Genomic DNA, 25,487 nt, shown 5'->3' on the forward strand with positions numbered 1-25,487 from the left:
GTTCCTTGTGCTTAACGGGTTGCCCAGCCCTGCTGATGCAGGTAGTCCAGCATAAACGGGCGCGTTTCTTTAATGATCAGCCGTTGAATCAGTTCGCTCCAGGTTTCCGCGCGCTGATTGGTATCACGTTGCTGATAATAGATGCTGGTGCGGCTATCATATTCCGCCAGCACTGCGGCATCGACCGGCTGATAACGGTTCTCATGCACCAGCATCGCCTGTGGAATACGCGGTTTCACATCCGGCTGCGCCGCAGGATGTCCGATACAGAAGCCAAACAGCGGCAGCACAAATTTCGGCAGGCCAAGCAGCGTGGTAACGTCGGCGATATTGTTACGAATACCGCCAATAAATACCCCACCGAGACCGAGTGACTCCGCCGCGATCATGGCATTCTGCGCCATTAACGCCGTGTCCACGCAGCCCAGCAACAGTTGCTCCGCGCGCCCAAGTTGCGCATCCGGACAGATTTGCAGATGTCGATTAAAGTCCGCGCAGAACACCCAGAACTCAGCCGCCTCGCCGACCCACGGTTGGCCGCCGGTCAGTTTAACCAGTTGCTCACGTTTTTCCCGGTCGGTGATACGAATAATAGAGGAGCATTGCAAAAAGCTGGAGGTGGATGCCGCCTGAGCCGCAGCAATAATGGCGTTGCGCTGCGCCTCATCAATGCCCTGTTCGGTAAACGCGCGAATGGAACGGTGGCTGCACAGTAAATCAATGGTCGGCGTCATAATCCTCTCCGGTTACTTCTTTTTGTCGTGTTGATTGAACAACTGTGGGGCCATCGCTTTGGCCGTTCGCCACATCATCAGCCAGGCAGCAGGCAACATCATCACAATGCCGGTAAAAAACAGCACCGTCGCCAGCCGTTTGGCGCTGATCGCCGCAGGTGCGTCGATCCAGCCATTAATCAGCAACAACGCGCCAATCACGGCAATAACGCCCACTGCCTCCAGCAGTAATACCGGTTTTGGTAATCTGGCCAGGTTATTCATGCGATGACGTTCCCCCCTGTTCAATCCGTTAAGCCGTCTGTTATAGCGAACCCGGGCTGGCTTGCATAGATGGCGCGCATTAAAGCAACAGGTAATTCCTTCTTTCTTTAGCGGGCATGCACGGGCATCATGTGTGGCATTATTCACGCTGTAATGTGATATCCATCACAAAACAGCAGCGGAAAGGAGAGAAGCAATGTTTGCAGTGATTTTTGGTCGTCCCGGCTGCCCTTACTGCGTGCGCGCCCAGGAACTGGCCGCCAAACTGACCACCGAGCGTGACGATTTTAATTATCAATACGTTGATATTCAGGTGGAAGGCATTACCAAAGCCGATCTGGAAGCCCGCGCGGGTAAACCGGTGACTACCGTACCGCAGATTTTCCTCGACCAGCAGCATATCGGCGGTTACACCGATTTTGCCGCCTGGACCAAAGAGAATCTGGATTTCGCCGTATAAAACATGGGCCGCTCTGGCCCATTTTTCATTTCACGATCGCATTGCCAGCATGATGCGCAGCAGACGCACCAGTAAGGCGCCGCAACCCGCCCAGAACAACGCACTCAAACCCCAGATAATCAGCCAGCCGCTATGGCTCAGGTTCAGTGCCAGCACTACCCACAACGTCCCCAGCACAGTGCCCGCCACGGCGACCCACAGCGTGCTTTTTAACGGGCTCTCCGGGCGCAGCAACGCCACGACGATCCCCGGCAGTAAAAACAGCAACAACTCAGGTTGACCGCCCACGGCCTGAGCGCCTGATGAGGCCCAGAAGTGATGAGCAAAAATAAACATCAGCGTATATAGCATCACACTCAGCACCGATGCAGGCCAGCGATTAGTACGCTGCGACATAACCATCCTCAACTTCACCGTTAACAATATTGAAACTTTTACCGACCCTGGACACCTGAGTGGAAATAAAAAGAAACAGCTGAATGCGGAAGGAATGAAAACTGCCGATAGCTGAGGGTGCTAATTATGATTAGAATGACGCCGCTTCAAAATTCAGTCCCTGCCATCCCGGCAAAACGGGCACCTGCGGTCGGCACAAGATAGCGAAAAACGACCTTTTCATCAACATGTTACAGGTAAATAAGAAGTTAAAGCGTGAATATTAACGTCGCAGAATTGTTAAGCGGAAATGACGTCCTGTTATTATTTGTTGTTTTAGCACTCGGCCTCTGCCTGGGTAAATTACGTCTTGGTTCTGTCCAGCTGGGAAATTCTATTGGCGTATTAGTCGTATCGCTAATTTTAGGTGACCAACATTTCGCCATTAATACCGCAGCACTGAGCCTGGGTTTTATGCTGTTTATTTTTTGTGTTGGCGTCGAAGCCGGTCCTAACTTTTTTTCGATCTTTTTCCGCGACGGTAAAAACTATTTTATCCTCGCCATCGTCATGGTCGGCAGCGCCCTGCTGCTGGCATTGCTGCTCGGCAAAGTGTTTGGCTGGGATATCGGCTTAACCGCAGGCATGCTGGCGGGAGCCATGACTTCCACGCCAGTGCTGGTGGGCGCCGGTGACACGCTCCGGCATAGCATCGCTGACAGCCAGCACCTTACCCTGATGCAGGATCATCTCAGCCTGGGTTACGCCATTACCTATCTGGTGGGACTGGTCAGCCTGATTTTTGGCGCACGCTACCTGCCACGCCTGCAACATCAGGATCTGCCAACCTGCGCACAGCAAATCGCCCGTGAACGGGGTCTGGATGCCGATAGCCAGCGCAAAGTGTTCCTGCCGGTGATTCGTGCCTACCGCGTCGGACCGGAACTGGTGGAGTGGAGCGGCGGCAAAAATCTGCGCGAGCTGGGCATTCATCGCCAGACCGGTTGTTATATTGAGCGCCTGCGCCGTAACGGCATTCTCGCCAGCCCGGATGGTGACGCTCAGCTGCAACTGGGAGATGAAATTTCGCTGGTGGGCTATCCCGATGCCCATGCGCGCCTCGATCCCAGCTTCCGCAACGGCAAAGAAGTATTCGACCGCGATCTGCTGGATATGCGCATCGTCACTGAAGAGATTGTGGTGAAGAACCATAACGCAGTGAATAAACGTCTCAACCACCTGAAGCTGACTGATCACGGCTGTTTCCTCAACCGCGTGATCCGCAGCCAGATTGAGATGCCGATTGATGACAGCATCATGCTGAATAAAGGTGATGTACTCCAGGTGAGCGGCGAAGCGCGTCGCGTGAAAAGCCTGGCTGACCGCATCGGCTTTATCGCCATCCACAGTCAGATGACCGACCTGCTGGCCTTCTGTGCCTTCTTCATTATTGGTTTGATGATCGGCATGATCACTTTCCAGTTCAGCAATTTTAGCTTTGGCATTGGTAACGCTGCCGGACTGCTGTTCGCCGGGATCATGTTGGGTTTCCTGCGCGCCAACCACCCGACCTTTGGTTATATTCCGCAGGGTGCGCTGACCATGGTAAAAGAATTCGGCCTGATGGTGTTTATGGCGGGCGTCGGCCTGAGTGCCGGTAGTGGCCTGCAACACGGGCTGGGTAGCGAAGGTGCGCTGATGTTGCTGAGCGGCTTGCTGGTCAGCCTGGTGCCGGTGGTGATTTGCTATTTGTTTGGTGCCTATGTGCTGCGTATGAACCGTGCATTATTGTTCGGCGCGATTATGGGCGCTCGCACCTGCGCACCGGCGATGGAAATTATCAGTGACACGGCGCGCAGCAATATTCCGGCGCTGGGCTATGCCGGAACCTACGCCATTGCCAACGTTTTACTGACCCTCGCAGGTACGTTGATCGTCATTATCTGGCCGATTTTGCCTTTATAAAAATTTTTTGGCGGAGTCCAGAACTTTTTTTCCGGGGTGCAGTCTGAATTATTGCCACTGCTTTTCTTTGAAATCCCCAAATTGAGGAGCCCGCCAGTCTCTGACTGACGGGTTTTTTTATGCCTGTCGATCGTGGCTTAAGGTTCTCTTAAGCGCAGACTGACACCCTGCCACCCTGGTTTCGCTCTGTGCAAAAAATCATGCAACTGTCATCCAAATTAAACAATTCAACAACCCACCTCATGATTAAGAACCCTGCTATTTACCCGTTGTCACGACGCTTTTACGCTATCAACTTTATTTTGCTGGCATTTTTAGCGTCTGTGTTCCTGCTGTGGTCGCGCCATGAAAGCCTCGATATCGCCATCAGCCAGTTTTGGTTTGATCCGCTGACGCAGCGCTTCCCGTGGCAGCACAACCGCTGGCTGGACCTGATCAACCATCGCCTGCTGAAGGATGTGATCATCGTCGGTGCCGTGCTGATGCTGTTACGTGGGATTCAGCGCCGCGATGGACGCCGGGTACTGGTGGCCTTGCTGTTCGGTCTGGGGCCACTGGTGGTCGGAATTCTGAAGGCGCACAGCGCGCACTCCTGTCCATGGGATCTGGCGATGTTTGGCGGCAAAGCGGTGAGCTTTCCCTTACTGGATGCCGTTCCGGCGGATAGCGGTCCTGGTCAGTGTTTCCCCGGCGGGCATGCTTCAAGCGGTTTTGCGGTAATGGGACTGTTTTTCCTGTGGTGGCCGGAGAAGCCACGCCGCGCCCTGCTGGCACTGTTGGCTGGCATCGCGCTGGGCTTGCTAATGGGTTATGGCCAGGTGATGCGCGGTGCGCACTTTTTCTCCCACAACCTGTGGGCGGGCTGGTGGGTCTGGCTGACGCAGATGCTGATTTTTGCTGGCGTTTCTTTTTGGGTAAACAAGACGAGGAACCAGAGAGCGTAATGGAAGAACTCAACCGCACCCTCTTTTTATGGATTAACGCCACACCGGATTCTCCGCAGTGGCTGATAAAACTGGCGACCTTTATCGCGCAGGACCTAATCGCCATTGTGCCGCTCCTGATCGTCGCGCTGTGGCTGTGGGGACCGCGTGAGCAGGTCAGTTCGCAGCGCGCGCTGGTATTGAAAACCGGGATGGCACTGATTTATGCCCTCAGCATTGCCTGGTGCATCAGCCAGCTGCTGCCTCATCCACGCCCGTTTGTCATCGGCCTGGGACATCAGTTTCTGGTGCATGTCGCTGACGATTCCTATCCCAGCGATCATGGCACTACGATTTTCACCTTTGCCCTGGCGTTTATTTGCTGGCACCGTCTGTGGTCGGGGGTGATTTTACTGCTGGTCGGCAGCGCCATCGCCTGGTCGCGCGTCTACCTCGGCGTGCACTGGCCGCTGGATATGCTCGGCGGTTTCCTGGTGGGTATGCTCGGCTGTCTGGCGTCGCACCTCGCCTGGCAGTTGTATGGAGAGCGCATGCTGGCACTGACGCATCAGATTTACCGCGTCTTGTTTGCGATGCCGATTCGTAAAGGATGGATTCGCGAGTAACGGCGACAGCGATAATGGCGCACTCAACCGCGCCGTTATCGCCGCAGATGTGACAATTAGCTAAACCACTTTCCAAACCAGCCGTTGAATTTCATCATAATGAAATCCCAGATACGGCCAATGAAGCCCCCTTCCGCAACATCCTCCATCGCCACCAGCGGACGTTGTTCCACCGTTTTGCCATCCAGCTGAAAATCGATGGTTCCCACCACCTGATTTTTCTTCAGTGGTGCTTCCAGCTGCGGCGAGGTGAGCGTGAAACTGGCTTTCAGGTTTTTCATCTGCCCTTTGGGAAGGGTGATGGCGGCATCCTGGGCAACACCGAGATTAACCTGGCTGCGATCGCCAAACCAGACACGTTGCTGCGCAAAAGGCTTATCCGATTTTATCGGCGTGACGGTTTCATAAAAACGAAAACCCCAGGTGAGAAGCTTTTCACTCTCACGGAAGCGGATGGCATCAGTCTGCGCCCCAAGCACCACCGAAATCAGACGCATATCACCGTCAGTGGCGGACGCCACCAGGTTATTGCCTGCTCCCGAGGTGTGACCCGTTTTGATACCGTCCACATTGAGATTGGTGCTCCACAACAGCCGATTGCGGTTCATCTGCTTAATGTGGTTGAAGGTGAACTCTTTTTCTTTATTCAGCGCATATTCATCCGGCACATCGCGGATCAACCGCTGACCAATAATCGCCATATCACGCGCAGTACTGTACTGCCCGTCGGCATCCAGCCCATGCACCGTCATAAAATGGGTATTTTGCAGGCCAAAGGCTTTGGCGTAGTTATTCATCAAACCGATAAACGCATCCTGACTGCCCGCCACATAATCGGCCAGCGCGATACAGGCATCGTTACCGGATTGAATCACGACGCCTTTATTTAGCTCGGATACCGGAATGCGATCGCCAGGTTTCAGGAACATCAGCGATGAACCGCGCAGTTTCGGGTTGCCGGTGGCCCAGGCATCCTGGCCAATGGTCACCAGATCGTTATTGGTGATTTTGCCCGCTTTCAGCGCCTGGCCCACCACATAGCTGGTCATCATTTTGGTCAGACTGGCGGGGTCGAGGCGTTGATCGGCATTCGATTCGGCCAGAACCTTGCCACTGTTATAGTCCATCAAAATCCAGGCTTTGGCATCCAGCTGCGGCGCGGCAGGTGCGTCTTCAGCCAGAACGGTAACCGGAACGAGCAGTAATAATAAGGAGGATGCAGCCAAAGGCCGCCAGGCAGGGGTGATAGCGAATTTTCTCATGAGCATGACCAGATGTTTGTCCTTGTTAAATATCGTGGTTCTTTGCCAGCAAGACGCACGTAAACCAGAACGCTAACGGTTCGCGCCGGCGAAAAAAACCGTCTGACCGTAAAGTTTTATAGAGTTTATTAGAGTAACCCTGGCACCAACGCCGCCTCGCTGCCAGCATTGATCTGTCGCCATCTGTGAAAAATTGCGAGAAATTCCGATTTTTCGCAGATCAGTTAAGCCAGTCACAAATTTCCGCTAACCTGATTTCAGTCAGCCTGAGGAGAATCATGATGGACTTAGCCGTGTTCGATCTGGACGAAACCCTGATTTGTGAAGACAGCACCAGCCTGTGGCTACGCTGGCTGGTTTCACAGGGTTTTGCCCCCGCCGATCTGATTAGCGAAGAACAATCGCTAATGACCCAATATCACGCCGGTACGCTGTCAATTGAAGAATATATGAACACCACCCTCGCCCCGTTAGCCGGTATGGCCACCATGACGGTATCCGGCTGGGTGCGCCGTTTTATCCACCGCGACATTCTGCCGCGGGTCTTTCCCGCCGCGCGCGAACGCATCAACTGGCATCAGCAGCGTGGCGACACGGTGATGATCATCACCGCCAGTGGCGAACATCTGGCCATACCGATTGCCGAACGCCTCGGCGTCCACGGTGCGCTGGCAATAGGCGTAGAGATTGTCGATGATCGCTACAGCGGCCAGACTTACGGCACCATGACTTACAAGGAAGGCAAAGTGACACGGCTGGGCGACTGGAAAGCGCTACAGCAGGACCATCGTTTTGACCGGACCTGGGCATACAGCGATTCAATGAATGATTTGCCGCTGCTGGCCCATGCCGATCATGCTTATGTGATTAACCCGGACGCACTGTTGCAACAGGAAGCGCAGCAGCGCGGCTGGGAAGTGTGTAACTGGGTACGTTAATTACCCGCGTGGTGCGCTGGCGCTCTCCGCCAGCCCCACTTTCAGCAACTTGCCGTTGGCCTCATCGGTCAGCACATACAGAAAGCCATCCGGTCCCTGGCGGACATCGCGAATGCGTTCACCGCGATCGGTCAGCAAACGCTGTTCTTCCACCACTTTATCGCCATTCACCTGTAAGCGAATCAGGCTTTTTTCCTTCAATGCGCCAATAAATAACGAATTTTTCCACTGCGGAAAACGTGCGCTGTTGTAAAACGCCATACCGCTAATAGCCGGTGAGACTTTCCAGTAAAACACCGGTTGTTCGGTACCCGGAACCTCGCCACCTTTGGCTTCCGGGACTTTTTGCCCGCTGTAATCTATGCCCCAGGTCGCCAGCGGCCAGCCGTAGTTTTTGCCTTTTTCCGGGATATTCACTTCATCGCCGCCGCGCGGGCCATGCTCACTCTCCCACATCTGCTGCGTCCAGGGATTGAGCGCCAGCCCCTGTGGATTACGCACGCCATAGGCCCAGATTTCACCACGCGCCCCCTGGCGTCCGACAAACGGATTATCCGCCGGAATGTTGCCATCGGCAGTCAGACGCACAATTTTTCCCGAGAGTTTAGCGGGGTCCTGCGCACTGCTGCTGGCGAAATTGTCACCGAAGGCAATCCACAAAAAGCCCTGCCTGTCGAACGCCAGCCGCGTTCCCAGGTTGGCCCCACTGGAGAGCTTCGGGGTTTGCTCCAGCACCACCTTAAAATCGCTCAGCTGCCGGTTATCGTCGCTCAGGCGACCAAACCCCACTACGCTCCCGGCACGTCCGCCAGCGTCGGCAGTGGTGTAGCTGAGCCACACGCGGCGACTTTGTGCGAAGTCCGGTGCCAGCACCACATCAAGCAGACCGCCTTGCCGATGTGCCCACACGCTGGGTACGCCGCTGATAGGGGCAGATAAGCCTTTGCCCGGCTGCCAGCTACGTAACTGGCCCGATCGTTCGGTCATTAACAGGGTGTGATTATCGGGCAGAAAGGCCACCGACCAGGGGTGATCCAGTTTATCCTGCAAAACCTGAACCTGGACATCCGCCGCCAGTGTCGGCAGGGAACAGCTCAGCGCACCACCGAACAGCAGCGCAGCTTGCAACAATCGCATAGGATTCTCCTTTTTAACCGTCTGCCGTTAAGGGTAGTCAGTTGGTAAAAAAGGATGTGCAGGATTTACAAAACATTAAGCCCGGCGCACCGGGCAGCGTTTTACGGGGCGGAAAAGGAAACTGCATCGCGCACCATCTCATCAATGCCTGGGCGGATGTCATTAAGGGTGATAGGGGTTTCACTGTTCGGCAGCGTGCGGCCAAAGGCTTTACGTACCACCTTGATCAGAGGCTTGCCGGTTTGCGCATCGGTGGCTTCTACCTCAAGGTACAAGGCGCTGTTCTGGGTACGATGCCCGGTCGCCGCCATGGTTCCGGCAATCACTGCCCCAACCGGTATGACTTCATAGAACTGTACGCCCTCGTTTTCACCCGCCACAGCGGTGATAGCCGCCCTCACCACCATGGTATTGGGGCCTTTCTGCGTGACGAGATTTTTATGTACGGCTATCCCGTCTTTCAGCTTCTGGTCGGCATATTGTCGTATCTGATCCAGCGTCTGCTGGCTGATACGCTGCGTGGGATGCGCAGCCGGGTAATAAACGATGGGGGTATAAACGACGTTCGGATACTTCGCACCATGATAGTCCGGCGATATCCAGCGCATCGTCGGTTTACCACTGGCCGACTCCGCCATGGTTAGCTGGCTGTAATCGCCGAGAAACCCGGAATATTGTTTCGTATCAGTAACATGAGAGGTACAGCCCGCCGCCAGAAAAGCCAGCGTCACTAATGGAATACCTAGATGTGATCGCATACGAGAGCCCTTATGTTTAGTCATTGCTTTTCAAGCATAGTTAGGGCAATTACGAGCAGTAAGAAAAATTGAAGAAATGTGAATAGCCACCGCCTGGGTTACTGGCGCAACACAGGCGGTCTGAGGGATTATTCGAAGCAGGTTTCAGGATTATCTGACAGGGAAATGAACTCGTCGCCCCCTTTGGTCAGCGCCATAATTTTGCCGCTCTCAATATCATAAACCCAGCCATGCAGGCGCAGCGTTTTCTTACGTAACGCCACTGCAACAGACGGATGTGTTTTGATATTGTGCAGCTGCGCGATGACGTTCTCTTTTACCATCTCGGTCAGCTTGGTTTCCGGCGTATCGTACTTTTTGTTTTCCACTACCGCACGTGCGGCATCGGCATAACGCAGCCAGTGCTCCACCGCAGGCATGGTATCCATGCAGGAACATTCGGCGATCGCTTTCATCGCACCACAGTTGGAATGGCCGCAAATGATGATTTCGCTGACACCCAGCGCCACGACCGCATATTCAATCGTCGCAGAAACACCACCCGGCTCCGGTCCGAACGACGGCACAATATTACCGGCATTACGGATAACGAACAGCTGGCCGGGCTCCTGCTGCGTAACCAGTTCCGGCACCAGACGGCTGTCTGAGCAGGAGATAAACAGGGCTTTGGGATTTTGGTTGGACGCCAGACTTTTGAAAAGATCCTTCCTTTCAGGGAACACATTCTGTTGAAAACTCAGAAAACCTTTGATGATCTCTTTCATTTCTCTGCTCTCACATTATCCACTTCGGCCCTGGCAGTGAGGGATTCACCGTCAGCGACGCACATTTTTTTCTAATATCGATAATCACTTATAAATTCCAACCGGGGATTTAAGCAAAATAGCCTGGGGAAGACAACCCCGCCAGCGCTGCGGTTACCCTCGCCCAGCCCGCGACATTGCCCACATCCCGCGTGGTAAGCCGCTTACATAGCCTGGCAAAAAGCCTGACAACTGGCTATACAATTTCCCCGCAGACACCTGTACAATCGCCCCCCTATCCACACTAATGATGATGAATTTTTATTCTTATGAGCCATGTCACCAATCCTCCACGCGTGGGCTTTGTCTCACTCGGCTGCCCAAAAAACCTTGTCGATTCAGAGCGCATCCTGACGGAGCTGCGTACTGAAGGCTATGACGTGGTCCCACGCTACGATGATGCGGAGATCGTCATCGTCAACACCTGTGGATTTATCGACAGCGCCGTGCAGGAATCCCTGGAAGCGATTGGTGAAGCGCTGAACGAGAACGGCAAAGTGATCGTGACCGGCTGCCTGGGTGCCAAAGTGGATCAGATCCGCGAAGTTCACCCGAAAGTGCTGGAAATCACCGGACCGCACAGCTATGAGCAGGTGCTGTCGCATGTGCATCACTATGTGCCAAAGCCGGAACACAACCCGTTCCTGAGCCTGGTGCCGCAGCAGGGTGTGAAGCTGACACCGCGCCATTACGCTTACCTGAAAATTTCTGAAGGCTGTAACCATCGCTGCACCTTCTGCATCATTCCGTCCATGCGTGGCGATCTTGATAGCCGCCCGATTGGTTCGGTTCTTGATGAAGCCAAACGTCTGGTGGAAGCGGGTGTGAAAGAGCTGCTGGTAATCTCCCAGGATACGTCCGCTTACGGCGTAGATGTGAAGCACCGTACCGGTTTCTGGAATGGCTCACCGGTGAAAACCAGCATGGTTAGCCTGTGTGAGCAGCTGGCAAAACTCGGCGTCTGGGTACGTCTGCATTATGTCTATCCTTATCCGCACGTAGATGACGTCATCCCACTGATGGCGGAAGGTAAACTCCTGCCGTACCTGGATATTCCGCTGCAACACGCCAGCCCGCGCATTCTTAAGCTGATGAAGCGCCCGGGAGCGGTAGAACGCACGCTGGAACGCATTAAACGCTGGCGTGAAATTTGCCCGGAACTGACGCTGCGTTCGACCTTTATCGTCGGTTTCCCTGGTGAAACAGAAGAAGATTTCCAGATGCTGCTCGACTTCCTGAAGGAAGCACGCCTTGACCGCGTCGGATGCTTCCAGTACAGCCCGGTTGAAGGAGCCACTGCCAACCAGTTGCCGGACCCGGTGCCGGACGATGTGAAACAGGAACGTTTCGATCGCTTTATGCAGCTGCAGCAGAAGATTTCTGCGGAACGTCTGCAAGAGAAAATAGGTCGCGAAATTCTGGTGATCATCGACGAAGTGGATGAAGAAGGTGCCGTGGGCCGCAGCATGGCCGATGCACCGGAAATCGACGGCGCGGTGTACCTGAATGGTGAGCGTCAAGTGAAAGTCGGTGATGTGGTGCGCGTCAAAGTCGAGCACGCTGATGAGTACGACCTGTGGGGTAGCCGCATCTAACCTCCCCCTCCTCCCCCATGCCCGTCATGGGGGAATCATTTTCCGCCGAAATTATTTTCTGCCGACAGTAAAGCGCCTTTCTTTTACACCGATAACCTCTGTACACGCCCCTTTTTGCGCAGAGATACCAGGATGCTTAAAAGAATGAAAGTCGTGACCGCCATCATCATGATTCTGGTGGTGTTCACAGCCATGCAGGCCGTTTCCGGCTCCCTGTTTTTAACCTCATTAATTTCAGGACAGCGAAACTTCACCACCAGCGATCAACTCTCTCACCAGCAACGCGAACTGGCCGACGGCTGGCAAACGCTGGTCAAAACCCGTGTCACCATTAACCGCGTTGCCATTCGTATTCTGAAGAAGCAAACCGATGCCGCCTCACTGGCTGCCATCGACAAGTTGTTAACCGCCGCCGGGGCGTCCCTGGATGAAGCGCAGCAGCACTTCACCCAATACAAGAATCTGCCACGCATCGCCGGGCAAAGTGATGCCGCAGCGACGCTGGTGGACGCGAAGTTCACCGCAATGGCCAATCTGTTGCAGCAGTCCGCGGTATTCCTGAAAGCTAACGATTATCCTTCCTATGGCAATCTGGATGCCCAGCAGGCACAGGACGATCTCGAAGACGCCTACAAACAGTGGCGGGCGCAGAATGTCGAGCTGCTGGCGCAAGGCAATGCCCAGAATGAAAGCACTTATCACCGTATGATGACCATGGTTGGCGTGATGACACTGGTGGTGCTGCTGATGCTGGTGGCCGTATGGGTGCTGGTGCGCCGCATCCTGCTGACACCGATGAAGTTGCTGCAACAGCAGATGGAACGCTTCGCTGAAGGCGATCTTTCCGGCTCCTTGCAGGTGGAGGGACGCAGCGAAATGGCCGCGCTCGCCACCAGCCTGAACCATATGCAGCAGGCGTTGCTGAGTACCGTCAGCAACGTGCGTGACAGCGCCGACGCGATTTTCAGCAGTGTGACCGAAATCGCCACCGGTAATAACGATCTCTCGGCGCGTACCGAGCAGCAGGCCGCTTCACTGGAAGAAACCGCCGCCAGTATGGAGCAGCTTACTGCCACGGTGAAACAGAACGCCGATAATGCCCGTCAGGCTTCACAGCTGGCGAAAACCGCCTCTGACACCGCTGATAAAGGCGGTAACGTGGTCGAGGGTGTGGTGAAGACCATGCGTGATATCGCGGATAGCTCGAAAAAGATCGCCGATATCACCAGCGTGATCGATGGCATTGCTTTCCAGACCAATATTCTGGCGCTGAACGCGGCGGTTGAAGCAGCGCGTGCCGGAGAGCAGGGACGCGGTTTTGCTGTGGTCGCCGGTGAAGTGCGCAACCTTGCCCAGCGCAGTGCGCAGGCGGCGAAGGAGATCAAGCTGTTGATTGAGAACTCCGTGCAGCGCGTCGATCTCGGCTCGCAGCAGGTCAGCAGCGCCGGTGACACCATGCAGGAAATTGTCAGCGCGGTTACCCGCGTCACCGATATCATGGGCGAGATCGCCTCCGCCTCGGATGAGCAGAGCCGTGGTATTGATCAGATCGGTCAGGCGGTGAATGAGATGGATCGCGTGACGCAGCAGAATGCCACACTGGTACAGGAATCGGCCAATGCGTCGGCGTCGCTGGAGCAGCAGGCCAGCCGTCTGTCAGCCGCCGTGGCACGCTTCAATACCGGCGCTAGCCAGGTGGCTGCTGCGGTGCTGGTACGTCCGGCAGCGCCTGTTATTGCCCCACGTGCTGCGTTGAAAGCCCCCACCACCAGCAACGATAACTGGGAAACCTTCTAAGCTGAAAAACGCGCGATAAATCGCGCCGCTACAAACCGCATCCGACGGTAGCGGCGCGATTTATCGCGCTGTTGTGATGCGGTGCGCATTTATACGCACCGGCTTACGTTTTCAGTTTCGGATCCAGCGCGTCGCGCAGTCCGTCACCCAGCAGATTAAACGCCAGCACGGTGAGGAAAATCGCCAGGCTGGGGAAAATCGCCACATGCGGGGCAATCACCATATCGGCACGGGCTTCGTTTAACATCGCGCCCCATTCCGGCGTCGGCGGTTGTGCCCCCAGGCCGAGAAAGGACAGGCTGGCGGCGGTGATAATTGACGTACCAATACGCATGGTGAAATAGACCACAATCGAGGAAACCGTACCCGGCAGGATATGGCGCAGGATGATGGTCCCGTCCGATGCGCCGATGCTGCGCGCCGATTCGATATAGGTCTGATGCTTCAGGACCAGGGTGTTGCCACGCACCAGCCGCGCAAACGCCGGGATACTGAAAATGGCGACCGCGACAATCACGTTACTCATGCCGCTACCCATTATCGCCACCACGGCAATCGCCAGCAGTATGCCCGGAAAGGCAAACAACACATCACATACGCGCATGGTGATACGATCCCACCAGCCTTCGTAGTAACCCGCCAGCAGGCCCAGCACGGTACCGATCACCGTGCCGATCGCCACCGAGAAGAAACCGGCAATCAGCGAAATACGCGTCCCGACCAGCACCCGGCTAAAAATGTCGCGCCCGAGCGAATCCACGCCAAACCAGTGCACCAGCGACGGGCCTTCATTCAGCCGGTCGTAATCAAAATAGTTTTCCGCATCAAACGGAGCAATCCACGGGGCGATAAACGCCACCACGATCAGCAGCAGCACAAACAATCCGGCCAGCATCGCCACGTGCTGACGACGAAAACGCCGCCAGAATTCACGCCACGGCGTGCGTACCCGATTCTCCGTCATCGTCGGCATGATTTTCAATGCCGCTTCGCGTCGCCAGTTTTTCATTGCGACTCCTTACCTGTAGCGAATAGCCGGGTTGATCGCCGCGTACAGCATATCGACAATCAGGTTAATCAGAATGAACTCCAGCGAAAACAGCAATACCTCGGCCTGAATCACCGGATAATCACGCATCTCCACCGAATCCACCAGCAGACGGCCCAGACCGGGCCAGTTGAACACCACTTCCACCACAATTGAGCCGCCGAGCAAAAAGCCAAATTGCAGGCCCATCATGGTCACCACCGGGATCATGGCATTGCGCAGCCCATGTTTGACCACCACCAGCGATTCGCGCACTCCTTTGGCACGCGCGGTACGCATATAATCTTCCTGCATCACCTCGACGAAAGAGGCGCGGGTAAAGCGAGCCATCACCGCCGCCACCGCCGCACCGAGGGTGATGGAAGGCAAAATATAATGCTGCCAGCTGTCGGCACCGACCGTGGGCAACCAACCAAGATCGACGGAAAAGATTTGCATCAGCAGCATGCCGAGGGCAAACGCCGGAAAGGAGATGCCAGATACCGCCAGCGTCATACCCAGACGGTCCGGCCAGCGATTACGCCAGACGGCCGAGACGATGCCAATCGCCATACCAAACACCACCGCCCATACCATGCTGCTCAGCGTCAGCCACAGCGTGGGGAGAAAACGCGTGGCGATCTCCTCGGAAACCGGGCGTTTCGACACCATCGACTGACCAAAATCCCCCTGCAACGCATTCCAGATAAAATGCCAGAATTGCTGGATCAGCGGTTGATCCAGCCCCAGTTCCTGGCGCACCAGCGCCACCACCGAGGCATCTGCTTCCGGTCCGGCAATCAGCCGTGCCGGATCACCCGGCAGCAGATGGACAAACAGGAACACCAGCACCGCCACAATCAGCAGCGTGGGAATCAGTCCCAGTAATCGTTTGAGAAAATAATTCAGCATGCGAAATCCTGCACGGTATGGCCAGCCGTTGCAGGCTGGCCATAAGGGTTACTTCAGGTCGGCCTCATCAAAATTAAATGAGGTATCAGGCATGACGTAAAAACCGCTCAGGTTTTTGTTATTGGCAGAAAGCAGCTGTTCCACCACCAGCGGGATCCACGGATGATCGTTCCAGATGCGGTCCTGGGCATCTTTATACAGTTTGGCTTTCTGGGAGCGATCGGTGGTTTTCAGCGCATCGGCCAGGTCTTTATCCACCTGCGGATTACTGTAAAACGCCGTGTTGAAGATTGCTGGCGGCCATGAGCTGGTAGCAAACAGCGGTGTCAGCGCCCAGTCTGCTTCACCGGTAGAGGCTGACCAGCCGGTGTAGAACATGCGTACCCCACTCTCTTTCTGGCCTTTGCTTTCCACTTCCGCCGCACGCTGACCGGCATCCATCGCCAGCAGTTTCACCTTCACACCCACCTGTGCCAGCTGCTGCTGCGTGAACTGCAACACTTTCTGCGCGGTACTGTGGTTGTGTGAAGACCACAGCGTGGTCTCGAAACCGTTGGGATAGCCCGCCTCTTTCAGCAATTCACGCGCTTTGGCCGGATTGTAGGCAATCGCGGGATAGGTCTGCGCGAAGTCGATAGCCGGGGGCACAATGCCGGTCGCCGGGGTGGCATAACCGGCAAATGCCACTTTCGCCAGGGCCTGACGGTTGATGGCGTATTCCAGCGCTTCACGCACCTTCGGGTTGTCGAACGGTTTTTGTGTCACGTTCAGGCTGATATAACGCTGCATAATCGAAGGCGTGGTGACCACATCGAGCTTGCTGTTTTTCTCCAGCAGTTTGGCCTGCTCAAACGGCACCGGGAACGCAAAGGTGGCTTCGCCGGTCTGTAGCATCGCCGCGCGGGTGTTGTTATCCACCACCGGACGCCAGGTGATGCTGTCGAGCTTCGGATAACCTTTTTTCCAGTAGCCATCCCACTTCTTCACTTTCACGAAGTCGGTCTGATTCCAGGTGACAAATTCAAACGGACCGGTGCCCACCGGATGGAAACCGATGTCCTTGCCATATTTCTGCAACGCAGCAGGAGAAATCATCACCGCCGCCGGATGGGCAAGGTTGTTGATAAAGGCGGAGAACGGTTGCTTCAGCGTGATTTTTACCGTCAGCGGGTCGACCACTTCGGTTGAAGCCACGTATTTAAACAGGTTGTAGCGCTTGAGGTGATTATCCGGGTTGCTGGCGCGATCGAGGTTGACCTTCACCGCTGCGGCATTGAAATCGGTGCCGTCCTGGAACTTCACGTTGGGACGCAGTTTGATGGTGTACGTCAGGCCATCACTGCTGGTTTGATAACTTTCAGCCAGTACATTGGTCAGCTTCATATCTTTATCGAAGCCGAACAATCCCTGATAGAAGGATTTCGCTACCGCCTGCGACAAGGTATCGTTGGCATCGTAGGGGTCGAGGGTGGTGAAGGTGGAGGCCACGGCAATCACTGCATCTTTAGCCGCCCAGGCCGGTAACGCCAGCGCCGAACTTAACAACCCGGCAGTGATAACCCCTTTACGCATAATATTGTGCATCGTTATCGTTCTCCTGTAGTCCCTGTCTTAACGCGACACCGGCCGGTGACGCGGATGAGTTGCTGCTGTTCAGGTGCCGCTGATGGCGTGCCGGGCAACAAAATGTCCCGGAGCCACTTCCTGTAAGGGTGCCACTTCCGGCTCTGCGCCGAGCGGGCGAATCGGGCTGGGGATCTCATCCACCATTAACGCCCGCTCGCGGCGACGGTGTGCCGGATCGGCAACCGGCACCGCGGCCATCAGTTTTTTGGTGTACGGATGACGTGGCTGCTCAAACACTGCCTGACGCGGCCCCATTTCCACGATCTGTCCCAGATACATCACTGCCACGCGATGGCTGATGCGTTCCACCACCGCCATATCGTGCGAAATAAACAGAAACGCGATGCCAAACTCGCGTTGTAAATCGAGCATCAGGTTGATGATCTGGGCCTGAATCGACACATCCAGCGCTGAGACCGACTCATCAGCAATCACCACTTTGGGGTTGAGCGCCAGCGCACGCGCAATACAAATGCGCTGACGCTGGCCGCCGGAAAATTCGTGCGGATAACGCTGCGCATGTTCCGGCAGCAAGCCGACGCGCTCCAGCAACCAGGCAACGCGCTGCTCTGCCTGGCGTCGGCTCATCGTCTGATGCACCAGCAGCGGTTCTATGATGGAAAAACCCACCGTCAGACGGGGATCGAGCGACGCATACGGATCCTGAAAAATGAATTGAATATCGCGACGCAACGCAGCCAGCGCCCGCCCTTCGAGGGCATCAATGCGCTGACCATCAAAGGTGATGGTGCCGCCCTGGCTGGCAACCAGCCGCAGCAGGGAACGGCCCGTGGTCGATTTACCACAGCCGGACTCACCCACCAGCGCCAGGGTTTCTCCGGCATACAGATCGAAGCTCACCTTCTCCACCGCATGCACGCGTCGTTTCACCCGGTTCAGCAAGCCGCCGCGAATATCGAAACGTGTCACCAGGTCGCGCACCTGCAAAATCGGTGGCACATCCAGCCGTACCGTGTCCTGCGGCGTTTCCACTTCGGCACGACCATCACGGTGAATTAACGGAAATTTGGCAGGCAGCGGCTGACCGTGCATCGCCCCCAGTTTGGGTACAGCGGAGAGCAACGCGCGGGTATAGGGTTGTTGGGGATGGTCGAATAACTGTTGTACCGGTGCACGCTCCACCACATCACCGCGATACATCACCTGCACCCGGTCCGCCATTTCCGCCACCACCCCCATATCGTGGGTGATAAAAATCACCCCCATCTGCATCTCTTTTTGCAGCACACGGATCAGTTGCAGGATCTGCGCCTGGATGGTGACGTCCAGCGCCGTGGTCGGTTCATCGGCAATCAACAGCGCCGGTTTGCAGGACAACGCCATCGCAATCATCACACGCTGACGCATCCCGCCGGAAAGCTGATGGGGATAGCGTCCCAGCACGTTTTGCGCTTCCGGTATGCGCACCAGATCCAGCATGTGACGCGCTTCAGCCAGCGCCTGCTGATGGCTTTTTCCCTGATGCAGACGGATCGATTCGGCGATTTGCTCCCCCACCGTGAACACCGGGTTGAGCGAAGTCATCGGTTCCTGGAAGATCATCGCCATATCGGCACCGCGTACCCGCCGCATCTGACTGGCGGAGGCGCGCATCACATCCAGTAATTCGCCGTTACGCCGCCGCAGGGTGATCTCACCACTCACGTCTCCCCCCGCCTGCTGAATCAACCGCATCAGCGCCAGCGAGGTGACCGATTTCCCCGAACCGGATTCCCCGACCAGCGCCAGGGTTTCACCGCGATGCAGATCCAGCGACAACTGACGCACCGCTTCGGTGATGCGTCCTTCATGCTGAAAACTCACGTTCAGGTCACGTACCGCCAGAACCTGCTCTGGCGTTAACTGCAGCTGCCGATCCGTCATGCCTGCTCCTTAGCTGTCGCGGTAAATGGCTACCTCAACTTCACCACCAACGTAAGCGAATCCCCGGTACATCCCTTCGCTGTTAAACGGCAGGGCCACGTTGCCGTCACAATCCACCGCAATCAGCCCGCCACTGCCATCCAGCTCCTGCACTTTATCGTGTATCACGTTGGCGCTGGCCTGTTGTAACGTACGTCCGGCGTAACGCATCTGCGCTGCCACGTCATAGGCCGCCAGCGTGCGAATAAACACTTCGCCGGTGCCGGTACAGGAAACGGCTACGCTGTCGTTGCTGGCGTAGCAGCCCGCTCCCACCAGCGGTGAGTCACCCACACGTCCGGCCTGTTTGTTGGTCATGCCGCCAGTGGAGGTGGCGGCGGCGAGGTTGCCATGCAGATCAAGAGCCACTGCGCCTACGGTGCCGAATTTACGATCGGGGTCGAGCGGATCGTCGCTGTGACTCTGCGCCGCACCATCATGATCCAGCACCGCCTGCTGGCTACTCAGCGCACGCTGTAACTGTTCCCAGCGTTCTGGCGTCGAGAAAAAGTCGGCTGCCACCATTTCCAGCCCTTGCTGCGTCGCAAACGCCTCAGCACCCGCGCCGATAAACAACACATGCGGGCTGACTTCCAGCACCGCGCGCGCCGCAAGGATCGGATTGCGGATATGGTTAACACCGGCCACCGCCCCCACTTCCAGCGTTTTGCCGTCCATAATGCTGGCGTCCAGTTCGTGCGTACCCTGGTGGGTAAACACCGCCCCTTTACCGGCATTAAACAACGGACACTCCTCCAGCAGACGGACCGCTTCGGTAACCGCATCCATCGCGCTGCCGCCGTCGGCGAGAATTTGCTGACCGGCGGCGACAATCGCCGTCAGCTGCTGACGATAATATTGCTCTTTTTCGGCGCTCATCGCCGCGCGGGTGATCGCGCCCGCTCCGCCGTGAATGGCGATAACTGCTTTAGTCATACCCGTTACCCTGTCAAGGAATCAGAACCAAAAACACTGATTTAGAATGGTTTTCATTATTTTTTGGCAACTTTCGACTATAGAAAGGCCGTCCAGCCTTGTAAAGCAGAAACTGTGCTGCCGGGTCATAACCTTTTATTGTGGTTTATGCCTTTAAGTTTGACAAAAGCGTGAGCCGCGCCCGGTAAACCGATGGTGGAACACTATACTCACAGCAACGAGGCTACGGGAATCAAGCATGAACACCTATACCCACGCCCTGGTGCTGGTTCAGGGTCACGAAGATGGCTCCCTGCTGCTCCACCAGGCGGTGGTACTGGCGGAGGCGCTGGCGATGAAAATCACGCTGGCGCACATCAGCGACGACTTCAGGGAGATGAACTACGTTTCTGACAGCCTGATGAATGATGTGGTATCCGAAGATATTATCCGGGTGAAATCGCTGATGAGTAAGCTGTCAGCCAGCGTTACTCTGCCTATCAAATGCCATCAGCTGGTCACCGTGCGTCGCTTCGAAGATGTTGAAAAATGTATCGCTGAACAGCACATCGATTTACTGATTGCCGGACATCGCAACCGCTTTATGGGCGTGCTCACCTCCAGTTCGCTGGAGTACATCAATCGCTTAAACATTGATGTACTGATCAAACATTTGCCACAATAATCTGACCAGCCGCATGTGACTCGACAGCTATTTGCCACCATAATAGGCAGCATCTGACACAACCAGGCTGATATGGACATGGAACCCTTTACCGCAGGCTTAATCTCCCTCGAAGACGCACAGCAAAAAATGCTGGCACAACTCTCCCCGATTACCGACTCCTTGCAGGTATCCTTATTTGAAGCCGCCGGACGCATCACCGCCGCGCCGGTGTTATCCCCGCTGGATGTGCCGCCGTTCGATAACGCTGCGATGGACGGTTACGCGGTTCGGCTGGCGGATCTCGCCTCAGATCGCGTGTTGCCGGTGGTGGGTAAAGCCTTTGCAGGTGTGCCTTTCAACGGTGAATGGCCCGCAGGCAGCGTGATCCGCATTATGACCGGCGCGCCGGTTCCCGCTGGCTGCGACGCGGTGGTGATGCAGGAAGAGACCGAACAACGTGATGGTGGCATTGTGATTACCGCGCCGGTGAAGGACGGACAACATATCCGTCGCAGCGGTGAAGATATCCAGACCGGCAAACAGGTGCTGGATGTCGGCGTACGCCTCGGGGCGGCCGAGCTGCCGTTACTGGCCTCACTCGGTATCGCCGAGGTCAGCGTGCTGCGCAAACTGCGGGTAGCGATCTTCTCCACCGGCGACGAGTTACAGGCCGTGGGCACGCCGCTGGCGGCAGGACAGATTTACGATACCAACCGCTTCACCGTTTCCCTGATGCTGAAACGCCTCGGCTGTGAAGTCATCGATCTCGGCGTGATTGCGGATGACCCGGAGCAGTTACGCCAGGCATTTAGCGAAGCGGATCGCCAGGCCGATGTGGTGATCAGCACCGGTGGCGTCTCAGTGGGTGAGGCTGATTTCACCAAAGCGATGCTGGAAGAATTGGGTGCCATCACCTTCTGGAAGCTGGCCATCAAACCGGGCAAACCTTTTGCCTTTGGCCGCCTGGCAAACAGCTGGTTCTGTGGCCTGCCGGGTAACCCGGTCTCTGCGGCGGTGACCTTCTATCAACTGGTACAGCCGCTGCTGGCGACCCTCACCGGGCAGAAAACGGCGGTGATGCCACCGCGCCTGCGCGCCAGAGCCGCACAGCGCCTGAAAAAATCACCGGGCCGCCTCGATTTTCAGCGTGGCGTGTTCAGCCGTGGCGCAGACGGTACGCTGGAAGTGCACAGCACCGGGCCGCAGGGCTCACATGTCTTCAGTTCATTCGCGCTGGCGAACTGCTTTATCGTGCTGGAACGCGAACGCGGTAATGTTGAAGCAGGTGAATGGGTGGATGTTGAACCCTTTAACAGCCTGCTGGAGGGATAAATGCACGCTGAGCTGAGCGATGAGGAGATGCTGCGTTACAACCGGCAGATCGTGCTGCGTGGCTTCGATTTTGACGGCCAGGAAAAGCTGAAAGCCGCGCGCGTGCTGGTCATCGGTCTGGGTGGTCTGGGTTGTGCCGCCGCCCCTTATCTGGCCGCGTCGGGTGTGGGACATCTCACCCTGCTCGACTTCGATACCGTGGCGCTCAGTAATCTGCAACGTCAGATTCTGCATCGCGACAGCACCATCGGCATGGCAAAAGTGGACTCCGCCGCGCTTCAGTTGGCGGCCATCAACCCGCATTGTTTGCTGGAACCCCTCAATGCGCAGCTCGATGACGATGCGTTGTCAGCGCTGATTGCGCGCCATGATGCAGTGCTGGATTGCAGCGATAATGTTGGCACCCGGGAACAGGTCAATCGCTTGTGCTGGCAGCACCAGGTGCCACTGATTTCCGCTGCCGCCATTCGCATGGAAGGCCAGCTCAGCGTCTTTACCTGGCAGCCCGGTACGCCCTGCTATCGCTGTATCAGCCGTTTGTTTGGCGAGCAGGCGCTCAGCTGCGTCGAAGCCGGAGTGATGTCACCGCTGGTTGGGGTGATGGGTGCCATGCAGGCGATGGAAACGCTGAAAGTATTGACGGCTTTTGGTACACCGGCCAGCTCACGGTTGCTGATGTACGATGCGTTAAGCGCTGAGTTTCGCAGTATGAAAGTGGCGCAGGACGCGCATTGTGAGGTGTGCGGTAAGGGATAATGGGCACATCAACGTCGCGGCGCGATTTATCCTTTGCTGCGGGTAAAAAAACAGCGCGATAAATCGCGCCGCTACACTCAAGGCCAGGTGCGCAAAATGCGCACCTGGTTTTATACAATACCCTGACTACGCAGATAATCTTCGTAGTTGCCGGTGAAGTCCACCACGCGGTCGCCTTTAAATTCCAGCACGCGGGTCGCCAGCGAGCTAACAAACTCACGGTCATGCGACACAAAAATCAGTGTGCCTTCATACATTTCCAGCGCCATATTGAGCGATTCGATCGATTCCATATCGAGGTGGTTGGTCGGTTCGTCCATGATCAGGATGTTCGGCTTCTGCATCATCAGCTTACCAAACAGCATGCGCCCCTTCTCACCACCGGAAAGTACTTTGGCTGGCTTTTTGATATCGTCCTGGCTAAACAGCAGACGGCCCAGAATGCTGCGCACCGCCTGCTCATCGTCGCTTTCCTGTTTCCACTGGCTCATCCAGTCAAACACCGTCAGGTCATCGGCAAAATCAGCAGCGTGATCCTGCGCGTAATAACCAATGCGCGCATTTTCTGACCACTTCACCGTACCGCTTTCCGGCGTCAGTTCACCCACCAGCGTTTTCAGCAAGGTGGTTTTACCGATACCGTTGGCACCCAGCACCGCCATTTTCTCTCCCACTTCTAACAGCAGGTTGAGATTTTTAAATAACGGACCGTTATCAAAACCTTTGGTGATGGCTTCCACTTCCAGCGCATTACGGAACAGCTTCTTATCCTGGTCAAAACGGATATAGGGGTTCTGACGGCTGGAGGCTTTCACTTCATCCAGTTTGATTTTATCAATCTGTTTCGCGCGTGAAGTTGCCTGACGTGATTTTGAGGCGTTAGCGCTAAAACGACTGACAAAAGATTGCAGCTCGGCAATTTGCGCTTTCTTTTTCGCGTTATCCGATAATAAACGATCACGCACCTGGGTCGCTGCGGTCATATATTCGTCGTAATTACCCGGATAAACCCGTAGCTCACCGTAATCCAGATCAGCCATATGGGTGCAAACCATATTCAGAAAATGACGGTCATGCGAAATGATGATCATGGTACTGTTGCGTTCGTTCAGTACCTGCTCCAGCCAGCGAATCGTATCAATATCCAGGTTGTTGGTCGGTTCATCGAGCAACAGAATATCCGGATTAGCAAACAGCGCCTGCGCCAGCAGCACACGTAATTTCCAGCCGGGAGCAATTTCACTCATCGGTCCATAATGCTGCTCCACCGGAATACCCACACCCAGTAATAATTCCCCTGCGCGGGATTCGGCACTGTAACCATCCATTTCACCGTATAGCACTTCGAGATCGGCCACTTTATAGCCCTCCTCTTCGCTCATTTCCGGCAGAGCATATATCCGATCACGCTCCTGTTTGACGGTCCATAATTCCTGGTGACCCATAATCACGGTATCGAGCACGCTATATTGCTCAAACGCAAACTGGTCCTGACGCAGCTTACCGATACGTTCGTTAGGATCGAGGGAAACATTTCCCGCCGATGGCACCAGGTCGCCGCCCAGTATTTTCATGAAGGTCGATTTACCGCTGCCGTTTGCACCGATTAAACCGTAACGATTACCACCGCCAAACTTAACGGAGATATTCTCAAACAGCGGCTTACTGCCGAACTGCATGGTGATATTGCTGGAAACTAACACGGCATTGACCTTTGTTATGCAGTGGAGGAAAAAACAGCGGGCATTATGCCAGAAGCAGGCCCCAGGACGCCACCACTGAGCCTGTCAGCTTGTGCGGTTGGCCGGTAGCGTATTGTTGCTACGACAGAAATAAAAAAGCCGAAGGTGCATGCCACCTTCGGCTCCCATCGACAAGGATTGTGCAGATTATTTGATCAGGAAGCTGTCGAGGCTTTTGCCAGCATCCAGCGCCTTTTTAATCGCTGCCGGAGTACGACCCTGACCTGTCCAGGATTTCTCTTCACCGTTCTCATCAGTGTAAGAATATTTTGCCGGACGCGGTGCGCGCTTAGCGCGTTTTTTACCGGTATCCAGCGCACCCAGTAATTCGTTCGGATCGATACCATCAGCCAGCAGCATTTCGCGGTATTTAGACAGTTTCTCTTCTTTTTCGCGATTCTGTGCTTCTTCCGCTTCAACTTCGTCACGACGCTCAGTCACTACCACGGTTAATTTTTCCAGAATCTCTTCCAGATCGGTCAGCGGCAGTTCACGAGCCTGCGCACGTAATGTACGAATGTTGTTCAGAACTTTAAATGCGTCACTCATCACAATGTCCTTGCTTAAGGGGTTTAAATAAACTGTAGCGGCAAGACTACCCAATTCAAATAAAAAAACAAATTAATTTTACATCGCGGATAATTCTTAAGTGATGACAATATTGATCACGCGGTTGATTAAATCTGTGAAGCCGCTTTTATTAAACCTGAATTAACCCTATAACTTGTACCACCTGCTGGAACTTGCATCGATTTTAAGCCAGCACGTTGTCTGCTGCAGAAGTGAACACAAAGGTAAACAAAGATTAATAGCCTGACAAAAACATGTTTTACGGCGGCATTTTTTATTTATGTAATGGTAACGTCGCCCCAGTCACCTCCGGTTAATTTGCCAGGACAATGTCAGCGATGTTATTTCATCGGAGAGAAGACCGCAGATAAAAACCTGCG

General features: G+C 55.2%; 24 protein-coding genes. 10 read left to right on the top strand and 14 right to left on the bottom strand.

All coding sequences use genetic code 11. From position 1 onward, the window contains the following. Positions 1-11: 11 nt before the first annotated feature. On the bottom strand, positions 12-734 hold the full coding sequence (gene nfsA / locus RCF31_RS06395) for an oxygen-insensitive NADPH nitroreductase (RefSeq protein WP_299446446.1): 723 nt from the start codon (positions 732-734) through the stop codon (positions 12-14). A 12-nt stretch (positions 735-746) separates the two neighbouring features. Then, positions 747-998, bottom strand: coding sequence for a DUF1418 family protein (locus tag RCF31_RS06400; RefSeq protein ID WP_299446449.1), 252 nt, complete (start codon positions 996-998; stop codon positions 747-749). A gap of 196 nt (positions 999-1,194) precedes the next feature. Between RCF31_RS06400 and RCF31_RS06405 the strand changes: the two genes are divergently transcribed. Continuing rightward, on the top strand, positions 1,195-1,458 hold the full coding sequence (locus RCF31_RS06405) for a GrxA family glutaredoxin (protein WP_013508468.1): 264 nt from the start codon (positions 1,195-1,197) through the stop codon (positions 1,456-1,458). Positions 1,459-1,488: 30 nt separating this feature from the next. Here RCF31_RS06405 and ybjM read toward each other — a convergent pair whose 3' ends face one another. Further along, on the bottom strand, positions 1,489-1,854 hold the full coding sequence (ybjM, locus tag RCF31_RS06410) for an inner membrane protein YbjM (protein ID WP_299446460.1): 366 nt from the start codon (positions 1,852-1,854) through the stop codon (positions 1,489-1,491). 255 nt (positions 1,855-2,109) lie between these two features. Here ybjM and RCF31_RS06415 point away from each other — a divergent pair, with 255 nt between their 5' ends. The 3 genes from RCF31_RS06415 (at position 2,110) to ybjG (ending at position 5,347) form a co-directional block, all read left to right on the top strand. Beyond that, complete coding sequence (locus RCF31_RS06415; protein WP_299446462.1) at positions 2,110-3,798, top strand: aspartate:alanine antiporter; 1,689 nt, start codon at positions 2,110-2,112, stop codon at positions 3,796-3,798. A gap of 200 nt (positions 3,799-3,998) precedes the next feature. Further along, complete coding sequence (locus tag RCF31_RS06420) at positions 3,999-4,742, top strand: phosphatase PAP2 family protein (RefSeq protein WP_299446465.1); 744 nt, start codon at positions 3,999-4,001, stop codon at positions 4,740-4,742. After that, complete coding sequence (gene ybjG / locus RCF31_RS06425) at positions 4,742-5,347, top strand: undecaprenyl-diphosphate phosphatase (RefSeq protein ID WP_299446468.1); 606 nt, start codon at positions 4,742-4,744, stop codon at positions 5,345-5,347. The genes RCF31_RS06420 and ybjG overlap by 1 nt, the downstream gene beginning before the upstream one ends. Positions 5,348-5,403: 56 nt before the next feature. Here the strand turns inward: ybjG and RCF31_RS06430 are convergent, their stop codons facing one another. After that, a complete protein-coding gene (locus RCF31_RS06430; protein ID WP_416412865.1) occupies positions 5,404-6,609 on the bottom strand; it encodes a serine hydrolase in 1,206 nt (401 codons plus the stop codon). Positions 6,610-6,890: 281 nt separating this feature from the next. Here RCF31_RS06430 and RCF31_RS06435 point away from each other — a divergent pair, with 281 nt between their 5' ends. Then, positions 6,891-7,547 carry an HAD family hydrolase gene (locus tag RCF31_RS06435; RefSeq protein ID WP_416413224.1) on the top strand — a complete coding sequence of 219 codons (657 nt, stop codon included), beginning with the start codon at positions 6,891-6,893 and terminating at the stop codon, positions 7,545-7,547. Here RCF31_RS06435 and RCF31_RS06440 read toward each other — a convergent pair whose 3' ends face one another. The 3 genes from RCF31_RS06440 to RCF31_RS06450 form a co-directional block, all read right to left on the bottom strand. Further along, entirely contained in the window at positions 7,548-8,684 is a 1,137-nt protein-coding gene (locus tag RCF31_RS06440; RefSeq protein WP_416412866.1) for a PQQ-dependent sugar dehydrogenase, read from the bottom strand. Positions 8,685-8,785: 101 nt separating this feature from the next. After that, positions 8,786-9,442, bottom strand: a complete 657-nt coding sequence (locus RCF31_RS06445) for a DUF3313 domain-containing protein (RefSeq protein ID WP_299446477.1) — start codon at positions 9,440-9,442, stop codon at positions 8,786-8,788. Between the two features lie 128 nt (positions 9,443-9,570). Further along, positions 9,571-10,206 (bottom strand): carbonic anhydrase, encoded by a 636-nt coding sequence (locus RCF31_RS06450; RefSeq protein WP_299446480.1) that lies wholly within the window; start codon positions 10,204-10,206, stop codon positions 9,571-9,573. A 308-nt stretch (positions 10,207-10,514) separates the two neighbouring features. On the opposite strand from RCF31_RS06450, the gene rimO reads away from it, so the two are divergent. Both rimO and RCF31_RS06460 read left to right on the top strand, forming a co-directional pair. Then, positions 10,515-11,840, top strand: coding sequence for a 30S ribosomal protein S12 methylthiotransferase RimO (rimO, locus tag RCF31_RS06455; protein WP_416412867.1), 1,326 nt, complete (start codon positions 10,515-10,517; stop codon positions 11,838-11,840). Between the two features lie 132 nt (positions 11,841-11,972). Continuing rightward, the gene (locus RCF31_RS06460; protein WP_416412868.1) at positions 11,973-13,637 is read left to right on the top strand and encodes a methyl-accepting chemotaxis protein; all 1,665 of its coding nucleotides are present in this window, start codon (positions 11,973-11,975) and stop codon (positions 13,635-13,637) included. A 103-nt stretch (positions 13,638-13,740) separates the two neighbouring features. Here the strand turns inward: RCF31_RS06460 and gsiD are convergent, their stop codons facing one another. From gsiD to RCF31_RS06485, 5 genes are all read right to left on the bottom strand, one after another. Beyond that, complete coding sequence (gsiD, locus tag RCF31_RS06465) at positions 13,741-14,646, bottom strand: glutathione ABC transporter permease GsiD (RefSeq protein WP_416412869.1); 906 nt, start codon at positions 14,644-14,646, stop codon at positions 13,741-13,743. Positions 14,647-14,655: 9 nt separating this feature from the next. Further along, positions 14,656-15,576, bottom strand: a complete 921-nt coding sequence (gene gsiC / locus RCF31_RS06470; protein ID WP_299446491.1) for a glutathione ABC transporter permease GsiC — start codon at positions 15,574-15,576, stop codon at positions 14,656-14,658. A gap of 48 nt (positions 15,577-15,624) precedes the next feature. Then, a complete protein-coding gene (gene gsiB, locus RCF31_RS06475; protein WP_299446494.1) occupies positions 15,625-17,160 on the bottom strand; it encodes a glutathione ABC transporter substrate-binding protein GsiB in 1,536 nt (511 codons plus the stop codon). Positions 17,161-17,229: 69 nt separating this feature from the next. Further along, a complete protein-coding gene (gene gsiA / locus RCF31_RS06480) occupies positions 17,230-19,086 on the bottom strand; it encodes a glutathione ABC transporter ATP-binding protein GsiA (RefSeq protein ID WP_299446497.1) in 1,857 nt (618 codons plus the stop codon). A 9-nt stretch (positions 19,087-19,095) separates the two neighbouring features. Next, positions 19,096-20,061, bottom strand: a complete 966-nt coding sequence (locus RCF31_RS06485) for an isoaspartyl peptidase/L-asparaginase family protein (RefSeq protein ID WP_299446500.1) — start codon at positions 20,059-20,061, stop codon at positions 19,096-19,098. A 238-nt stretch (positions 20,062-20,299) separates the two neighbouring features. Here RCF31_RS06485 and RCF31_RS06490 point away from each other — a divergent pair, with 238 nt between their 5' ends. The 3 genes from RCF31_RS06490 (at position 20,300) to moeB (ending at position 22,795) form a co-directional block, all read left to right on the top strand. Further along, a complete protein-coding gene (locus RCF31_RS06490; protein WP_299446503.1) occupies positions 20,300-20,725 on the top strand; it encodes a universal stress protein in 426 nt (141 codons plus the stop codon). Positions 20,726-20,803: 78 nt separating this feature from the next. Then, a complete protein-coding gene (moeA, locus tag RCF31_RS06495; protein WP_416413225.1) occupies positions 20,804-22,039 on the top strand; it encodes a molybdopterin molybdotransferase MoeA in 1,236 nt (411 codons plus the stop codon). After that, positions 22,040-22,795, top strand: a complete 756-nt coding sequence (gene moeB, locus RCF31_RS06500) for a molybdopterin-synthase adenylyltransferase MoeB (protein WP_416412870.1) — start codon at positions 22,040-22,042, stop codon at positions 22,793-22,795. It begins immediately after the preceding gene. A gap of 110 nt (positions 22,796-22,905) precedes the next feature. Here the strand turns inward: moeB and RCF31_RS06505 are convergent, their stop codons facing one another. Beyond that, the gene (locus RCF31_RS06505; RefSeq protein ID WP_084873645.1) at positions 22,906-24,498 is read right to left on the bottom strand and encodes an ABC-F family ATPase; all 1,593 of its coding nucleotides are present in this window, start codon (positions 24,496-24,498) and stop codon (positions 22,906-22,908) included. Between the two features lie 186 nt (positions 24,499-24,684). After that, positions 24,685-25,086, bottom strand: coding sequence for an H-NS family nucleoid-associated regulatory protein (locus RCF31_RS06510; protein ID WP_299446511.1), 402 nt, complete (start codon positions 25,084-25,086; stop codon positions 24,685-24,687). Between the last annotated feature and the right edge of the window lie 401 nt (positions 25,087-25,487).

Source organism: Pantoea sp. App145 (assembly GCF_047947045.1).
GTDB lineage: Bacteria > Pseudomonadota > Gammaproteobacteria > Enterobacterales > Enterobacteriaceae > Pantoea.

Excerpts from the sequence above, each read along its gene's own strand:
- nfsA (WP_299446446.1), bottom strand. The coding sequence starts at position 734 with ATGACGCCGACCATTGATTTACTGTGCAGCCACCGTTCCATTCGCGCG.
- RCF31_RS06400 (WP_299446449.1), bottom strand. The coding sequence starts at position 998 with ATGAATAACCTGGCCAGATTACCAAAACCGGTATTACTGCTGGAGGCA.
- RCF31_RS06405 (WP_013508468.1), top strand. The coding sequence starts at position 1,195 with ATGTTTGCAGTGATTTTTGGTCGTCCCGGCTGCCCTTACTGCGTGCGC.
- ybjM (WP_299446460.1), bottom strand. The coding sequence starts at position 1,854 with ATGTCGCAGCGTACTAATCGCTGGCCTGCATCGGTGCTGAGTGTGATG.
- RCF31_RS06420 (WP_299446465.1), top strand. The coding sequence starts at position 3,999 with ATGCAACTGTCATCCAAATTAAACAATTCAACAACCCACCTCATGATT.
- ybjG (WP_299446468.1), top strand. The coding sequence starts at position 4,742 with ATGGAAGAACTCAACCGCACCCTCTTTTTATGGATTAACGCCACACCG.
- RCF31_RS06430 (WP_416412865.1), bottom strand. The coding sequence starts at position 6,609 with ATGAGAAAATTCGCTATCACCCCTGCCTGGCGGCCTTTGGCTGCATCC.
- RCF31_RS06435 (WP_416413224.1), top strand. The coding sequence starts at position 6,891 with ATGGACTTAGCCGTGTTCGATCTGGACGAAACCCTGATTTGTGAAGAC.
- RCF31_RS06440 (WP_416412866.1), bottom strand. The coding sequence starts at position 8,684 with ATGCGATTGTTGCAAGCTGCGCTGCTGTTCGGTGGTGCGCTGAGCTGT.
- RCF31_RS06445 (WP_299446477.1), bottom strand. The coding sequence starts at position 9,442 with ATGCGATCACATCTAGGTATTCCATTAGTGACGCTGGCTTTTCTGGCG.
- RCF31_RS06450 (WP_299446480.1), bottom strand. The coding sequence starts at position 10,206 with ATGAAAGAGATCATCAAAGGTTTTCTGAGTTTTCAACAGAATGTGTTC.
- rimO (WP_416412867.1), top strand. The coding sequence starts at position 10,515 with ATGAGCCATGTCACCAATCCTCCACGCGTGGGCTTTGTCTCACTCGGC.
- RCF31_RS06460 (WP_416412868.1), top strand. The coding sequence starts at position 11,973 with ATGCTTAAAAGAATGAAAGTCGTGACCGCCATCATCATGATTCTGGTG.
- gsiD (WP_416412869.1), bottom strand. The coding sequence starts at position 14,646 with ATGAAAAACTGGCGACGCGAAGCGGCATTGAAAATCATGCCGACGATG.
- gsiC (WP_299446491.1), bottom strand. The coding sequence starts at position 15,576 with ATGCTGAATTATTTTCTCAAACGATTACTGGGACTGATTCCCACGCTG.
- gsiB (WP_299446494.1), bottom strand. The coding sequence starts at position 17,160 with ATGCACAATATTATGCGTAAAGGGGTTATCACTGCCGGGTTGTTAAGT.
- gsiA (WP_299446497.1), bottom strand. The coding sequence starts at position 19,086 with ATGACGGATCGGCAGCTGCAGTTAACGCCAGAGCAGGTTCTGGCGGTA.
- RCF31_RS06485 (WP_299446500.1), bottom strand. The coding sequence starts at position 20,061 with ATGACTAAAGCAGTTATCGCCATTCACGGCGGAGCGGGCGCGATCACC.
- RCF31_RS06490 (WP_299446503.1), top strand. The coding sequence starts at position 20,300 with ATGAACACCTATACCCACGCCCTGGTGCTGGTTCAGGGTCACGAAGAT.
- moeA (WP_416413225.1), top strand. The coding sequence starts at position 20,804 with ATGGAACCCTTTACCGCAGGCTTAATCTCCCTCGAAGACGCACAGCAA.
- moeB (WP_416412870.1), top strand. The coding sequence starts at position 22,040 with ATGCACGCTGAGCTGAGCGATGAGGAGATGCTGCGTTACAACCGGCAG.
- RCF31_RS06510 (WP_299446511.1), bottom strand. The coding sequence starts at position 25,086 with ATGAGTGACGCATTTAAAGTTCTGAACAACATTCGTACATTACGTGCG.